This window comes from Streptomyces racemochromogenes (assembly GCF_044129415.1).
GTDB lineage: Bacteria > Actinomycetota > Actinomycetes > Streptomycetales > Streptomycetaceae > Streptomyces > Streptomyces racemochromogenes_A.
This window is the reverse complement of sequence record NZ_JBBDHD010000149.1, coordinates 1-14,859: the sequence shown is the minus strand read 5'-3', so window position 1 is coordinate 14,859 and position 14,859 is coordinate 1. Positions and strand designations below refer to the sequence as shown.

Below are 14,859 nucleotides of genomic sequence, written 5' to 3'. Positions count from 1 at the left end.
GGCCGCTCCCGCGGCGGGGGCGCGGCCCACTCCGGCCGGCCCCGCCGCCCCGCCGGCCGGGGACCGTGCCGTGCCCGGGGCCCCGGGTGCCGCGGCGTCCCCGGGGCGGGACGGCCCTGCCGCGGCGGCGGGCCCGGCGGTCGCCGCCCGGGGCAGGAGACGGCCCAGCGCTGTCAGGGCCGGGGCCAGGGCGTCGGTGGAGCGCAGGCGCAGGAGGACCGCCAGCCGGTCCCGGCCCGCCGGGCCGCCCGCCACCGCCGTGTCGGCCGGTACGACGCACACCGCCGCCGCCCCCGGCACCGACGAGGGCGCCTCCCCGGCCCACGGGGCCACGCACACCGCCGCGTGGAGCCCCTCGGCCCCCGCCCCCAGGGCCAGGCGCAGCGCGGCCACCGCCATGTCCTGCTGCCAGCCCCGCCCGGCGGTGAGCACGGCGAGGAACTCCCGGGAGAGGTCGGCGCCCGCCTTCGCCTCCTCGGCCATCAGCAGCCCGATCCGCTGGGCCACCTCCATGGCCGCCTCCAGGGCCTCCGGGCCCGGCCCCGGGTCCCGGTCGAGCAGCCACACGTAGCCCTGGACGATGCCCCGGTACCGCACCGGCAGGCAGATCCGCCCCCGGAAGACCCCCGCGTCCGGCGCCGCCGGGATCCGCACCGGCCCGGTGGCGCGGGCGATGCCGAAGGCCTCGAACCAGGCGCGCACGGCCGCCGTGGACTGCCGGGTCAGGATCGAGCGGGTGCGCACGGGGTCCATCGCGAGGTCGTCCTCGCTGTCGTGCGCGCCGAAGGCGATCAGGCGGAAGTCCCGGTTCTCCAGCGTCGCCGGGGCGCCGAGCAGCGCCGAGATCTCGTCCACCAGGTCCTGGTAATCGCCCTTCACGGGCACATTCTCCCACCCGCGCGCCGCCCCTTCAGACAGATGTATGAGATCGGGGACACGGATGCGTGACAGCTGTCGATGGCAGAGGATCGTGGAGATCCTTAGGTTTCACGGTGGTTTTACTTGCGTTTTCCTTACGGCCGCAGCACACCCCCGCGGCGCCCGTATGCCCGCTTCTGCCACCCGTTGGAGGTGCCCCGTGCTGGGTCCCGCGATCCTCGCCGCTTCGCGCAGCGACAAGATGCGCCGAATCGTCTCTGCCGCCCCGGTGACCAAGCCGGTGGTCAACCGGTTCATCCCGGGTGAGACGGTCGACCAGGTCATCCCGATCGTCGAGGAGCTCACCCGCAAGGGCCTTGAGGTCACCCTCGACGTGGTCGGCGAGGACATCACCGCCGTGGAGCAGTCGTACGCCGCCCGGGACGCCTACCTGGAGCTCATCGAGCGCCTCAGGGAGCTGGGGCTGGGCGAGGCCGTCGAGATGTCCGTCAAGCTGTCGATGTTCGGCCAGGCGCTGGAGGGCGGCCACGAGCTCGCCCTCGCCAACGTCCGCCCGGTCGTCGAGGCCGCCGCCGCCATCGGCACCACCGTGACGCTGGACGCCGAGGACCACACCACCCTCGACTCGATGTTCGCCATCCACGAGGAGCTGCGCCGGGACTTCCCCCAGACCGGCTGCGTCATCCAGGCCTACCTCTTCCGCACCGAGGCCGACGCCCGCCGCCTGGCCGCCGCCGGCAGCCGCGTCCGGATCGTGAAGGGCGCCTACAAGGAGCCCGCCGAGGTCGCCTACCAGGACAAGGCCGAGATCGACAAGGCGTACGTCCGGATCATGCGGATCCTCATGGAGGGCGACGGCTACCCGATGATCGGGTCGCACGACCCGCGCCTGATCTCCATCGCGCAGGAGCTCGCCCGGCAGGCCGGGCGCAAGCTGGACGAGTACGAGTTCCAGATGCTCTACGGCATCCGCAGCGAGGAGCACCTCCGGCTCGCCTCCGAGGGTCATCGAATGCGGGTCTACACGGCCTATGGCACGGACTGGTACGGCTACTTCATGCGCCGCCTCGCGGAGAAGCCGGCCAACCTGCTGTTCTTCCTCCGCTCGATGATCACCAAGAACTAGCCAAGAACCAGGTCAAGGAGTTATCGCCCCATGGATGCTGTGACCCAGGTCCCCGCCCCGGTCAACGAGCCGGTCCACTCGTACGCCCCGGGCAGCGCGGAGCGCGCGCGCCTCGAAATCCAGCTCAAGCAGCTGTCCGAGAACCCGATCGACCTCCCGATGACGATCAACGGCGTCAAGCGGATGGGTGGCGGCGAGCGCTTCGACGTCGTCCAGCCGCACGACCACAAGTCGGTCATCGGCACGTACGCCAACGCCACGCAGGCCGACGCCCAGGAGGCTGTCGACGCCGCCCTGGCCGCCGCCCCGGCCTGGCGCGCGATGTCCTTCGACGACCGCGCCGCGATCATCCTGCGCGCCGCCGAGCTGCTGGCCGGCCCGTGGCGCGAGAAGCTGGCCGCCTCCACCATGCTGGGCCAGTCGAAGACCGCGCAGCAGGCCGAGATCGACACCCCCTGCGAGCTCGTCGACTTCTGGCGCTTCAACGTCCACTTCGCCCGCCAGATCCTGGCCGAGCAGCCGGCCGCGAACTCCGCCGGCGTGTGGAACCGCAGCGACCACCGCCCGCTCGAAGGCTTCGTCTACGCGATCACCCCGTTCAACTTCACGGCCATCGCCGGCAACCTGCCGACCGCCCCGGCCCTGATGGGCAACGTGGTCGTCTGGAAGCCGTCCCCGACGCAGACCCACTCCGCGGTCCTCCTCATGGAGCTGCTGGAGGCGGCCGGCCTGCCCAAGGGCGTCATCAACCTGGTGACCGGCGACGGCATCGCCGTCTCCGAGGTGGCCCTGAACCACCCCGAGCTGGCCGGCATCCACTTCACCGGCTCGACCAAGACCTTCCAGTACCTGTGGAAGACGGTCGGCAACAACATCGAGAAGTACCGCTCGTACCCGCGCCTGGTCGGCGAGACGGGTGGCAAGGACTTCGTCGTCGCCCACCCGTCCGCGGACCGCGCGATCCTGAAGACCGCCCTGACCCGCGGCTCCTTCGAGTTCCAGGGCCAGAAGTGCTCGGCCTCCTCGCGCGCCTACATCCCGGCCTCGATCTGGAACGACGGCTTCAAGGAGCAGTTCGCGGCCGAGGTCGACGGCATCACCATGGGTGACGTCCGCGACCTGTCGAACTTCATCGGCGCGGTCATCGACGAGCGCTCCTTCGCGAAGAACAAGGCCGCCATCGACCGTGCGAAGGCCGACCCGACCTGCACGATCGTCGCGGGCGGCACGTACGACGACTCGGAGGGCTACTTCGTCCGCCCGACCGTCATCGAGTGCACGGACCCGGAGAACGAGGTCTTCACGACCGAGTACTTCGGCCCGATCCTCGCGGTGTACGTCTACGACGACGCCGACTACGACGCGATGCTGGCCCAGATGGAGAACGTCTCGGCGTACGCCCTGACCGGCTCCGTCATCGCCCAGGACCGCTACGCGGCGGCCGACACGATGGAGAAGCTCCGCTTCGCGGCGGGCAACTTCTACATCAACGACAAGTCGACCGGCGCCGTCGTCGGCCAGCAGCCCTTCGGCGGCGGCCGTGCCTCGGGCACCAACGACAAGGCGGGCGCGGCGTCCAACCTGCTGCGCTGGACCTCGACCCGCTCCATCAAGGAGACCCTGGTCCCGCCGACCGAGTACGGCTACCCCCACATGGGCTGACCCGCCCCCCGCTGAACCCCGCCCCCGCTCCGGTACCCCCAAGCCCGGAGCGGGGGCGGTCCCAGTTGCGGGGGCGTCCCGGTCAGACCTCGAAGAGGACCTGGTCCAGGGACTTGCGGGTGAGGTCCGGGACCTCGCAGTCGTCCGACGGGTAGCCCACCGGGATCACCGCGAAGGCCTTCTCGTTCTCCGGGCGGCCCAGGACGTGGCTCAGGAAGCGCATCGGGCTCGGGGTGTGGATGAGCGCCGCCAGGCCCGAGAGGTGGAGGGCCGTCAGGAGCATGCCGACCGCGATGCCGACCGACTCGTCCACGTAGTAGTGCTTGCGCCTGTCGCCGTCGGGGCCGAGCCAGTAGCGCTGCTGGAAGACCACGATCAGGGCCGGGGCGTCCGTCAGGTGGGTCTTGACGGCGTCGGTGCCGAGGGGGCGCAGGGCCGCCAGCCATTCGTCGCCGAGCCGGCCGTCATAGGAGATCTGCTCCTCCTGTTCGGCGGCGGCGCGGATCTGCCGGCGGATCGCCGGGTCCTTGACCAGGACGAACGTCCACGGCTGCTGGTGTGCTCCCGAGGGGGCGGTGGCGGCGCAGGCGATGGCGTCGCGGACCGCCTGTTCGGGCACGGGGTCGGGGGAGAAGTGGCGCACCGTGCGCCGTTCGTCCATCCGGGCCCGCAGTTCCGCCGCGCGGGCGAGGGACTCGGGGCCGGGCATGCGCGCGGGACGGTAGGCGACGGGCCGGTAGGGCTGGCCATGGGTGGGGGTCCACTGCTGGGTCTCTGGCGACATGCGCAGATCTTCACGCGGTGACACCCCTGAGGCCAGGGTCGCGGCAGCGGCCCACGCCCGTTGTGTGGGGGGATGGGGGTTATGGCGCTGGCGAACGTCGGTCGATTCGCGGAGCGGGGCGACGGCCCGTACGGGTGCGCCCCCGGCCGGCCCGGGCGCTGTCGCCGGGCCCGCCGGAGTGTTCCGGCGGCGCCGGCCGGGCCGCCGTCCGGAGGTGGACCACCCGGGCCGCCGGGGGCCGCGGACCGGCGTCGACCTGCGGGGCGGCGGCGGGCGGGGGCCGGACCAGGCGCCGCGGCCGGTGGCGCCGGAGCCCCTGCGGAAACCCCTCGGCGGGGACGGGCGCCGCGCGCCGGGGCCCCCGCGGCGGGCCGTCACGGGGGCCGGGCCCCGCGTGTTTCCGGCCTTTCCCGCCCGGCCTGCCCGCCGCCGGACGGGGTCAGCTGCCCGTGATGCTCGCCGCGCCCGTTTCGATGTGCCCCGTGTAGCGGCGGGACCAGGTGCCGTCGGAGTCGGCCAGGATCGTGAAGTCGTACCAGCCCTTGTTGTAGGCCACCGCGTTGAAGAAGTCCTCGCGGGAGGAGTTCGCCGGCACCGTGTAGGTCCAGGGGCCGTCCGAGCGGTAGGCGTTCGAGCGGATGGTGAAGGTGACCGGGGCGGCCGAGGCGTTGGTCATCTTGAACCAGATCGCCGTCTTGCCGGTGCCCGGCTCGACCGCGTAGCGGGCCGCGACCTCCAGGGATCCCCCGGGCTTGGTCGCGTCACCGATGAACCGGCGCAGGAAGCGGTTCGGGCCGTACATCGAGATGTCGTACTTGCCCGAGCCGGCGCCCAGACCGATGGAGAAGTAGTCGGACGACGTGGCTCCGGGATCCACCGTGTACTGCCAGGCCGCCGTGTCCCGGTACTGGTGCGGGTGGATCGAGAAGTGCGCCGCCTGCCGGGCCTGCGGGCCCTGGTTGGTCATCGAGAACCAGGCCAGGATCTTGCCCATCGGCCCGAACTCGAAGCGGTCCAGGTTGCCGTTGACCTGGTACGGGAGGGCGCGCGCCGGACGCGTTCCGGGCTCCTGGACCGGCAGGGCGTTGTCCTGCGGCACCGGGTTGGGCAGGGGGCCGCAGGTGGACTGGCCGATGACCTTCGCCGTGGAGGGCAGGCCGGCGGGGACCCCGTACACGGGGTGCGCGAAGTCGAAGACGCCCGTCAGGTCGCCGGTCACCTTGCGGCGCCAGGCGCTGATGTTGGGGCAGAGGGCGGGCGTGCCCAGCGCCGTGCTCCATTTTTCCAGGAAGCGCAGGACGGAGGTGTGGTCGAAGACCTCGGAGCTGACCCAGCCGCCCCTGGTCCACGGGGACATCACCAGCATGGGGACGCGGAAGCCCAGGCCGATCGGGACGCCGTCGATGTACTCGTCCGGGGTGCCGGGCGGGGCCACCGGCGGGGCGACGTGGTCGAAGAAGCCGTCGTTCTCGTCGTAGTTGAGGAACAGGACCGTGGAGTCGAAGACCTCCGGGTTCGCGGCGAGCGCCCGGTAGACCAGGTCGACGAAGTGCGCGCCGTCGCCGGGAGGGGCGTACGGGTGCTCCGAGAAGGCCTCGCTCGCCACCACCCAGGACACCTGGGGCAGGGTGCCCGCGACCACGTCCGCGCGGATCGCCGCGGCTATGTCGTCGGGGGTGGAGCCGGTGACCTTGGGGACCGACGCCATGCCCCGGTCCCACAGCGGGTCGCCGGGCTTGGCGTCGGTGAACTTCTTGAAGTAGGCCAGGCCGTTGTCCCCGTAGTTGTCCTGGGCGTTCTGGTAGACCTTCCAGGTCATCCCGGCGCGCTGGAGGGCCTCCGCGTAGGTCTCCCAGGTCAGCCCCGACTCCTCGCCGCCGTCCTTGCTGCCCGCGTCCACCTTGCCGCTCCACAGGAACGTGCGGTTGGGGCCGGTGGCGCTGAGGGTCGAGCAGAAGTAGGCGTCGCAGACGGTGTAGTTGTCGGCGAGCCCGTAGTGGAAGGGGATGTCGGCCCGCTCCAGGTGGCCCAGGGTGTGGGTCTTGCCGACACCGGCGACCCAGTTGTCCATCCGGCCGTTGTTCCACGCGGCGTGCTGCGAGGTCCAGCTGTGCGGGAGGTCGCCGGTGCACTGGGCCAGGGTCTCGCTGTCGGCGCCGCCCGCGGACGGGGTGGCGGACAGCTTCCACGGGTACTGGCGACCGCCCCAGTTGGGCTGGTTGAAGGTGCCCCAGCCGCCCGGGATGTTGCCGCAGGCGCGGTCGCCGAAGCCGCGGACGCCCTTGAGCCTGCCGAAGTAGTGGTCGAAGCTGCGGTTCTCCTGCATCAGGACCACCACGTGCTTCACGTCGGTGATCGTGCCCGTCGCCGCGGCCGCGGCCGCCGTCGTGGGCAGGGCGGCGGGCAGGGCCGCCCCCGCCACGAGCCCGGCGCCGATCCCCACGAAACCCCTGCGGCTGATGGGTGTCACTGGCTGCTCGCCTCCAACTCAAGTGCCCCGCTGGCACATTGACGGCAAGCGTGGCGGCGGCCGCCGCAAAGGTCTACATCCGTGCGGTAAGAAAACGGTGAACATCCGGCTGGCCGGAATCAACCGCTCGTGCGGACCAGCATCTTGCCCAGGTTCTCCCCGCGCAGCATGCCCAGGAACGCCTCCACCGTGTGCTCGAATCCCTGGACAACGGTGGTGTCGGTGCCCACCCGGCCGCTGCGCAGGTGCGGGACCAGGAAGTCCTCCAGCTCGTCCTGGAGATTGGTGTGGTTTCGAACCAATACGCCTTCCAGGCGCAGGGACTTGTGCACCACCTCGAAGAGGTTGCGGGGCGCCGCCGGCGAGCGGTCGCCGTTGTACATCGAGATCGCGCCGACCCACGCGATCCGCCCGTACTCGCGCAGGGAGTCGATCGCGCCCTCCAGGTGGTCCCCGCCCACGTTGTCCACGTAGACGTCGATCCCGTCCGGGGCGGCCTCCGCCAGCTGCTCGCCGACCGGGCCGTCGTGGTAGTCGAAGGCGGCGTCGAAGCCCAGGGCCCCGGTGAGGTGGGCGACCTTCGCCGCGGAGCCCGCGCTGCCGATGATCCGGCGGGCGCCGAGCAGCCGGGCGATGTGCCCGGTGGCGGTGCCGACGCCGCCCGCGGCGGCGGAGACGAACAGGTCCTCGCCCTCGCGCAGCACCGCCGTCCGGGTCAGGGCGGCGTACGCGGTCAGGCCCGTGCCGCCCAGGATCGACAGGTACGCCTCCAGCGGGACGCCCTCGTGACCGCGGAGCTTGCGGGTGCCGTCCACGCCCAGGGTGACCAGGGCGTGGGTGCGCCAGCCCGCCCGGTGGAAGACGAGGTCGCCCTCCGCCAGGCCCGGGTCGCGGGAGGCCAGCACCCGGCCCACCGACCGGCCCTCCAGGGGGGAGTTCAGCTCGAAGCCGCCCTCGCCGCCGTCCATCAGCCCCCGGTGGTACGGGTCGACGGACAGCAGCAGGTTCTCCACCAGCGCGGTGCCGGGGGCGGGTTCGGGGACGGGCGAGGAGACGTACGCGAAGTCGGAGGCGACGGGGAAACCCGTCGGGCGGGCGATCTGGTGGACGGCGTGAGCGGTGTCGGCGTTCATGGCGACGACGGTAGGAAGGAATCCCGGGGCCGGGCAGGGGGTTGCCCTCATGGAAGCCGCACATCCATGAAGGCGGCTCATACACCGAGGTGGGAACCCCCGTGACCGAGCTCGCCCCGCAGGAACTCCGGGTGCTGGTCGCCGTCGCCGAGACGGGCGGCTTCTCCGCCGCGGCAGGCGTCCTCGGCATCAGCCAGTCGGCCGTCTCGCACTCGGTGCGCGGCAGCGAGGGCAAGGTCGGCGCGGTGCTGTTCGAGCGCGGCCGCTCCGGCGCCCGCCCCACCCCGGCGGGGGAGCGGGCCGTGGCCCTCGGGCGGCGCATCCTGCGGCTGTACGAGGTCCTCGGCGCGGAGGCCCGCGCCGCCGGCCGGGCCGCCGCCGGGGGCGGGGCGGACGGGGCCCTGGAGGGGACCCTGCGCATCGCCGCCTTCCGCAGCGCGGCCCTGCACCTGCTGCCGCCCGCGCTGGAGCGCCTCGCCGCCCTGCACCCCGGGCTCCGGCCCGAGGTGCGGGTGGTGCGCGAGCTCGGCGCCGGGACGGCGGGTGAGGTGGCCGCCGGCCGGGCGGACCTGGGCATCGCGACGCTGGGCGCGCCCGGCGACGTACCGCCCGGGCTGCTGACCGGGGTGCTCGCCCGGGAGGCGTACGCACTGGTGCACCCCGCCGGCCACCCGGACCCGAAGTCGCTGCCCCTGCTGGACTGGGACGAGAACTGCGGCTCCTACACCCGCCGGTGGTGGGCGGCCCAGGACTGGATCCCGGCGGCCACGGTCAAGGCGGAGGACGACGCGATGGTGCTGACGATGGTCGGCCGGGGGCTCGGGATGGCGATCATGCCCGAGCTCTCGCTCCGCGAGGCCGCCGACTCCGTCGAGATCACCGACCTGGGGCCTCAGAGGCCGGTGAGGCAGGTGGGATACGTCACCACAGCGGAGTCCGCCTCCACCCTTGCGATCAGGGCTCTGATCAGGGAACTCAGGGCTGTATCGGCCTGAAACCGGAGCGACGGGAGAGGCCTTCCGAGGGGTTTCGCATCTCAGATACTAGGAAGTCCGAGTAATTGCGGAGACAGACGGCCGTGCCTGCCCTAGCTTGGTAGGAGCCGAACGTCTCGCACATCCAGCGAATGGCGGTCGTGAGCGCGCGCCCCTGGCAGGCAACCCCTGCGGCGCACGGCTCCCCGCCTCTTCCGGCGCCTTGAAGGAACCCCTCATCCGTGGCCCCGCCACGCCGTGATCTCAAGGAGTCGATCATGACCCCCACCACCGCAGCCTCCCGCCGCGTCCGCCACTCCTCCCCGGCGGACGACCACCGCAAGAACGCGGCGGCCGCCCTGCAGCGCGCCCTGGACCGCCGCGACAACGGCGGCTCGACCGGCCACTGACGCTCTCGGACCTCCGGGCATATCGCGTCCATATGGTGGACGCGATATGCCCGAAGGCTGGGACAAGGAGTACGGTTTCGCCATGTCGACCAGCATCAATCTCGCAGTGATCCCCGGTGATGGCATCGGCCAGGAAGTCGTGGCTCAGGGCCTCAAGGTCCTTACCGCGGTCCTGCCCCAGGATGTGAAGCTGGAGACCAGGGAATACGACCTCGGCGCCCAGCGCTGGCACCGCACCGGCGAGACGCTCCCGGACGCCGAGCTCGAAGCGCTCAAGCACCACGACGCGATCCTCCTGGGCGCCATCGGCGACCCGTCGGTCCCGTCCGGTGTCCTGGAGCGCGGTCTGCTGCTGAAGCTCCGCTTCGCCTTCGACCACTTCATCAACCTGCGCCCCTCGAAGCTCTTCCCGAACACGGCCACCCCGCTGGCCGGCCGCCCGGACATCGACTTCGTCGTCGTCCGCGAGGGCACCGAGGGCCCGTACACCGGCAACGGCGGCAGCCTGCGCACCGGTACCCCGGCCGAGGTCGCCACCGAGGTCAGCGTCAACACCGCCTACGGTGTGGAGCGCGTGGTCCGTGACGCGTTCGAGCGGGCCGCCTCCCGCCCGCGCAAGAAGCTGACGCTGGTCCACAAGAACAACGTCCTCGTGTACGCGGGCCACATGTGGAAGAACATCTTCGACAAGGTGGGCCAGGAGTACCCCCAGGTCACCACCGACTACCTGCACGTCGACGCCGCGACGATCTTCTTCGTCACCCAGCCCGAGCGCTTCGACGTCATCGTCACGGACAACCTCTTCGGTGACATCCTCACCGACCTGGCCGCCGCCGTCACCGGCGGGATCGGTCTGGCCGCCTCCGGGAACATCAACCCGACCGGCGCCTTCCCGTCGATGTTCGAGCCCGTCCACGGCTCGGCCCCGGACATCGCCGGCACCGGCAAGGCCGACCCGACGGCGACGATCCTGTCCGTCGCCCTCCTGCTGCGCCACCTCGGCTACGAGGAGCAGGCCGTACGCATCGAGGAGGCCGTCTCCGCCGACCTCGCCGAGCGCGACGGAACCTTCCGCTCCACCGACGCGATCGGCGACGCCCTCGCCGCGCGAGTAGCCGGCTGACCCGGCAGCGCCACCACGGAAGCCGCCGGGTACGCACCATCACCCGGCGGCTTCTCCTGTACGGCCCCGGGTGCCACCATCTCCCGTGGGCCGCATCACCCCGTTTCACCGAAGACCCCCCGCGCGCGATAATCGAACGCGAGGCCGCGGTATACGGGGAAGCTCGGACGTCCTGGTACGTACGCATGAGCGCGGTCCGCCATACACAACGGTGAAGGACAAGCACTCATGACGACGCCCACGATCGAGCTCAAGCCCTCCTCGAACCCGCTGTCCGACGCGGAGCGAGAGGCGATCCTGGCCAGCCCCGGCTTCGGCCGCCACTTCACCGACCACATGGTGACGATCAAGTGGACCGAGGGCCGCGGCTGGCACGACGCCGAGCTGGTCCCGTACGCGCCGCTGTCGATCGACCCGGCCAACATGACCCTGCACTACGCGCAGACGATCTTCGAGGGGCTCAAGGCCTACCGCCAGCCCGACGGCACGGTCGCCACCTTCCGTCCCGAGGCCAACGCGGAGCGCTTCCAGGCCTCCGCCCGCCGCATGGCCATGCCCGAGCTGCCGACCGAGCTGTTCATCGAGGCCTGTGACGCCCTGATCAAGCAGGACAGCGCCTGGGTGCCGAACTCCGGCGAGGCCTCCCTGTACCTGCGGCCGTTCATGTTCGCGTCCGAGGTCGGCCTGGGCGTCCGCCCGGCCAACGAGTTCCTGTTCATGGTCATCGCCTCGCCCGCCGGCGCCTACTTCCCCGGGGGCGTCAAGCCCGTCTCCGTCTGGCTGTCCGAGGAGTACGTCCGCGCCGTCAAGGGCGGCACCGGCGCCGCCAAGACCGGCGGCAACTACGCCGCCTCCCTCGTCGCCCAGGCCCAGGCTGCCTCGCACGGCTGTGACCAGGTCGTCTGGCTGGACGCCGTCGAGCACCGCTGGATCGAGGAGATGGGCGGCATGAACCTGTACTTCGTGTACGGCGACCGCATCGTCACCCCGGAGCTGACCGGCTCGCTCCTGCCGGGCATCACCCGCGACTCGCTCCTCACCATCGCCCGCGACCTCGGCTACACCGCCGAGGAGGGCCGCATCTCCACCGAGGACTGGAAGCGCGACAACGAGAACGGCACGCTGACCGAGGTCTTCGCCTGCGGCACGGCCGCCGTCATCACCCCGGTCGGCTCGGTCAAGTCCGAGCGCGCCAACTGGACCCAGGGCGACGGCGAGCCCGGCGAGGTCACGATGAAGCTCCGCAAGGCGCTCCTGGACCTCCAGACCGGCCACCGCGCCGACACCCACGGCTGGATGCACCCGCTCGGCTAGCCGACGGCGGAACCGTCCGCCCGACGGGGTCCCGGCCTTGCGGCCGGGGCCCCGTTGCGCATGTCCGGGGCCCGGCGGTGCGGCGGGGCCGGTCCTACCCGTACGGGCGCCGCGGACGTGCGGGGGGTCCACCGGCGTGGGACGTTGACGGTGCCCGCCGATCCGGCTCCCGCACCGGCCCGGGCGGTGCGGCGCACCCCTCCGGGGGTGGTTCTCTCGTGCGCCGGCCGCTGGGGCCGGCGGAAAGGCGGATCCCCATGAAGCGGTTCGTTGCCTCCGGCCTGCTGTGCGCGGCCGTCGTGCTCGGGGCCTCGGCGTGCTCCAGTAACGACACGACTCCCCAGGAGGAGGCCTCGAAGGCCGCCGCCGAGCTGTGCACCAACCTGGTCCAGCTGAAGTCGGACAACGCCGCGCTCAAGGCGCTGAACCCGGCGACGGCCACCAAGGACCAGATCCAGAAGGCGGTCGACGCCGTCCAGACCGACTGGAAGAACGTCAAGGAGAGCAAGCAGACGATGAAGTCGGCCGAGCGGGAAGCCGTCCAGGAGGCCACGGACAACCTCAAGAAGAGCTACGACAACCTGCCCGGCGACACCACGGGCAAGGACGCGCTGACCCAGCTCCAGCCGCAGATCCAGGCGGTCGACACCGCGGTCCAGCAGTCGGCGGACTCGCTCAAGTGCCGCTGACGCGACGGACCCCGGGGCGCGGCGCCCCGGGGTCCGTGGTCGTGCGCCGCCGTCAGTCGGCGGCCACCACGACCGGGTCGGCCGCCGGCGCGGCCGCCAGCCCGGTCCCGGTCCCGGGCGCGGCCGCGGTCCGGAACGTCAGCGCCCCGTAGACCAGGCCGCCGACCACCCCCGACAGGACGAAGCTGCAGTCCACCCCACCGGTGAGGGCCAGCAGCGGGCCCTCGTACACCGGGGTCGACACGGCGGCCAGTCCCACGACCGCGCCCGCCGCCCAGGAGGCGGTGGCGCGGATGTTCCAGCCCCCGCTGTACCAATACACGCCGCCGCGGGCCCGGCGGTTGAACACCTGGAGCGCGTCGGCGTCGTATGCGCCGCGACATCGGACGTAGCCGATCAGGGTGATCACGGCCCAGGGGGTGCCGATCGCGGTCAGCAGCAGGACGAACGAGGTCATCGCCGACTGGACGTTCCATTCGAAGGAGCCGAAGAAGACGAACGTGGTGGCGACGGCCGCGGCGATCACGGTGGCCTTCGTGCGGGTGGCCTTGGGCACGATGGCGTCCAGGTCCAGGCCCATGGAGTAGAGCATCAGGCCGGCGTTGCCCACCGAGCCGGCCGCGGCGGCGAAGAGCAGCGGCACCAGGTACCAGAAGGGCGCGGCGCCCACGAGCGGTCCGGCGTAGTCGGCCCCGGCCTGGGCGGCCAGCGCGGTGTAGGTGCCGAAGAGCTGCGGGACCAGCAGGCCGACCAGCAGGCCCGCGCAGGTGGCCCAGTAGACACTGCGGGAGCTGTGCTTGTGGGGGGAGACGTAGCGCGTGTAGTCGCCGAGCAGGGTGATGAAGGCGACCGGGCCGCTCAGGCCTGCGGCGACGGCGGCGAGGATCCAGGTCGGCCAGAACGAGCCGAGCAGGTACGTGGTGTCCGGCGGGGCGGCGGTGGTGAAGCCGGGGGCGTAGGCGTAGACGCCGAGGGCCAGCAGGAGCACCATGACGATCGAGAGCGCCTTGCTCATGCGCAGCAGCAGCCGGTATCCGAAGACGGCCCCGATCACGGTGAACGCCGCCAGCACCCCGTACATGAGGGAGTGCGTGAGGCCGTTGTCCGGAAGTCCGACGAGGCGGGTCAGCGTGCCCACCATCACGTCACCGCCGATCCACAGGGTCAGCGCGGTGTAGCCGAGCGCGAGCAGCAGCCCGACGATCGACCCCACGAGGCGCCCCCGTACGCCGAACTGCGCTCCGCTGGAGGTCGACAGGTTCGTCGCGGTGCGCAGGGACACCAGCGCGAGCGGCGCGGTGAAGGCGATCCCGACCACGGTGCCGGTCACGATGGCGGTGAGTGAGGGGACCAGCCCCAGTCCGAAGGACGGGGGCAGCCAGCCGAAGACGATCACGCCGAGGCAGAGGTTGGAGCCGAGCAGGATCGACATCAGGTCACGGGGACCGCTCGTCCGCTCCTCTTCGGGGATGGTGTCGACTCCGCGCTGTTCGATGGGCATGGGGGGACTCCCTTGGCACGGCGGGGGTGGGGGTTTATTCGTTTGAGCGACACTCAATGTGACTCAAGCCCTGCTCCGAGGTCAATGCTTCCCGGCCGAGAAATGAAGAGTTAGAGTGATGCTCTAACCCATCGACTCAAAAGGTGGTGGATCGGCGTGCGGCTGACCCCTACGGAGCGCGACCGGCTGCTGCTGCGCAGCGCCGCGGAACTGGCCAGGGCCCGTCGGGCCCGGGGCCTGCGGCTCAACGTCCCCGAGGCCACGGCGCTGATCGCCGACACGGTCTGCGAGGCCGCGCGCGACGGCAAGCGCCTGGCCGAGGCCATCGAGGAGGCCCGGAGCGTCCTGGGCCCCGACGACGTACTGCCCGGCGTGGCCGACGTGGTCACCGAGGTGCACGTGGAGGCCGTGTTCGACGACGGATCCCGCCTCGCGGTGGTCTCGTCCCCGATCCAGGGCGCCGCCCCGCTCGGCGACGACGCCCCGGGCGCGGTCGTCCCCGGCCCCGGAGCCCCCCAGCCGGAACCGGTCGTGCACCTGAGGGTGCGCAACACCGCCTCCGTGCCGGTGAGCGTCACCTCGCACTTCCACTTCTTCGAGGCCAACCCCCGCCTGGACTTCGACCGTGCCGCGGCCTACGGGATGCGGCTGTGCGTCCCGGCCGGCTCCTCCGTGAGGTTCGACCCGCACGGCGAGGGCGAGGTGGGCCTGGTTCCCATCGGCGGCGACCGGATCGCGATCGGCTTCGCGGGCCTGGTCGACGGCCCGCTCGACGCCCCCGGCGCCAAGGCCGA

General features: G+C 71.9%; 13 protein-coding genes. 8 read left to right on the top strand and 5 right to left on the bottom strand.

All coding sequences use genetic code 11. The features are described 5' to 3' along the window. Window positions 1–879: PucR family transcriptional regulator (locus WDV06_RS32530; RefSeq protein WP_395513414.1), on the bottom strand; the 879-nt coding region annotated here is incomplete at its 3' end. A 199-nt stretch (window positions 880–1,078) separates the two neighbouring features. Between WDV06_RS32530 and WDV06_RS32525 the strand changes: the two genes are divergently transcribed. Beyond that, window positions 1,079–2,005, top strand: coding sequence for a proline dehydrogenase family protein (locus WDV06_RS32525; RefSeq protein WP_395513413.1), 927 nt, complete (start codon window positions 1,079–1,081; stop codon window positions 2,003–2,005). Between the two features lie 30 nt (window positions 2,006–2,035). Continuing rightward, entirely contained in the window at window positions 2,036–3,667 is a 1,632-nt protein-coding gene (gene pruA / locus WDV06_RS32520; protein ID WP_395513412.1) for an L-glutamate gamma-semialdehyde dehydrogenase, read from the top strand. An 82-nt stretch (window positions 3,668–3,749) separates the two neighbouring features. Here pruA and WDV06_RS32515 read toward each other — a convergent pair whose 3' ends face one another. From WDV06_RS32515 to WDV06_RS32505, 3 genes are all read right to left on the bottom strand, one after another. After that, the gene (locus WDV06_RS32515) at window positions 3,750–4,451 is read right to left on the bottom strand and encodes a nitroreductase family protein (RefSeq protein WP_395513411.1); all 702 of its coding nucleotides are present in this window, start codon (window positions 4,449–4,451) and stop codon (window positions 3,750–3,752) included. Between the two features lie 439 nt (window positions 4,452–4,890). Further along, window positions 4,891–6,921 carry a phosphocholine-specific phospholipase C gene (locus tag WDV06_RS32510; RefSeq protein ID WP_395513410.1) on the bottom strand — a complete coding sequence of 677 codons (2,031 nt, stop codon included), beginning with the start codon at window positions 6,919–6,921 and terminating at the stop codon, window positions 4,891–4,893. Window positions 6,922–7,040: 119 nt separating this feature from the next. Beyond that, window positions 7,041–8,054, bottom strand: coding sequence for an NADP-dependent oxidoreductase (locus tag WDV06_RS32505; protein ID WP_395513409.1), 1,014 nt, complete (start codon window positions 8,052–8,054; stop codon window positions 7,041–7,043). Between the two features lie 101 nt (window positions 8,055–8,155). On the opposite strand from WDV06_RS32505, the gene WDV06_RS32500 reads away from it, so the two are divergent. From WDV06_RS32500 to WDV06_RS32480, 5 genes are all read left to right on the top strand, one after another. Further along, entirely contained in the window at window positions 8,156–9,049 is an 894-nt protein-coding gene (locus WDV06_RS32500) for a LysR family transcriptional regulator (RefSeq protein WP_395513408.1), read from the top strand. Between the two features lie 257 nt (window positions 9,050–9,306). Next, on the top strand, window positions 9,307–9,438 hold the full coding sequence (locus tag WDV06_RS32495; RefSeq protein ID WP_395513407.1) for a hypothetical protein: 132 nt from the start codon (window positions 9,307–9,309) through the stop codon (window positions 9,436–9,438). 82 nt (window positions 9,439–9,520) lie between these two features. Continuing rightward, window positions 9,521–10,561, top strand: a complete 1,041-nt coding sequence (locus tag WDV06_RS32490; RefSeq protein ID WP_395513406.1) for a 3-isopropylmalate dehydrogenase — start codon at window positions 9,521–9,523, stop codon at window positions 10,559–10,561. Window positions 10,562–10,789: 228 nt separating this feature from the next. Next, entirely contained in the window at window positions 10,790–11,875 is a 1,086-nt protein-coding gene (locus tag WDV06_RS32485; RefSeq protein WP_395513405.1) for a branched-chain amino acid aminotransferase, read from the top strand. Window positions 11,876–12,132: 257 nt separating this feature from the next. Beyond that, complete coding sequence (locus WDV06_RS32480) at window positions 12,133–12,564, top strand: hypothetical protein (RefSeq protein WP_395513404.1); 432 nt, start codon at window positions 12,133–12,135, stop codon at window positions 12,562–12,564. Window positions 12,565–12,616: 52 nt separating this feature from the next. On the opposite strand, the gene WDV06_RS32475 is transcribed toward WDV06_RS32480, so the two are convergent. Next, window positions 12,617–14,065: a cytosine permease gene (locus WDV06_RS32475; protein ID WP_395513403.1), complete on the bottom strand. Its 1,449-nt coding sequence runs from the start codon at window positions 14,063–14,065 to the stop codon at window positions 12,617–12,619. 156 nt (window positions 14,066–14,221) lie between these two features. Between WDV06_RS32475 and ureA the strand changes: the two genes are divergently transcribed. Beyond that, window positions 14,222–14,859: urease subunit gamma (gene ureA / locus WDV06_RS32470; RefSeq protein WP_395513402.1), on the top strand; the 638-nt coding region annotated here is incomplete at its 3' end.

What these genes read in the sequence shown, in the direction of transcription:
- WDV06_RS32485 (WP_395513405.1), top strand. Translation starts at nt 10,790, where the DNA reads ATGACGACGCCCACGATCGAGCTCAAGCCCTCCTCGAACCCGCTGTCC.
- WDV06_RS32495 (WP_395513407.1), top strand. Translation starts at nt 9,307, where the DNA reads ATGACCCCCACCACCGCAGCCTCCCGCCGCGTCCGCCACTCCTCCCCG.
- WDV06_RS32505 (WP_395513409.1), bottom strand. Translation starts at nt 8,054, where the DNA reads ATGAACGCCGACACCGCTCACGCCGTCCACCAGATCGCCCGCCCGACG.
- WDV06_RS32515 (WP_395513411.1), bottom strand. Translation starts at nt 4,451, where the DNA reads ATGTCGCCAGAGACCCAGCAGTGGACCCCCACCCATGGCCAGCCCTAC.
- pruA (WP_395513412.1), top strand. Translation starts at nt 2,036, where the DNA reads ATGGATGCTGTGACCCAGGTCCCCGCCCCGGTCAACGAGCCGGTCCAC.
- WDV06_RS32490 (WP_395513406.1), top strand. Translation starts at nt 9,521, where the DNA reads ATGTCGACCAGCATCAATCTCGCAGTGATCCCCGGTGATGGCATCGGC.
- WDV06_RS32480 (WP_395513404.1), top strand. Translation starts at nt 12,133, where the DNA reads ATGAAGCGGTTCGTTGCCTCCGGCCTGCTGTGCGCGGCCGTCGTGCTC.
- WDV06_RS32475 (WP_395513403.1), bottom strand. Translation starts at nt 14,065, where the DNA reads ATGCCCATCGAACAGCGCGGAGTCGACACCATCCCCGAAGAGGAGCGG.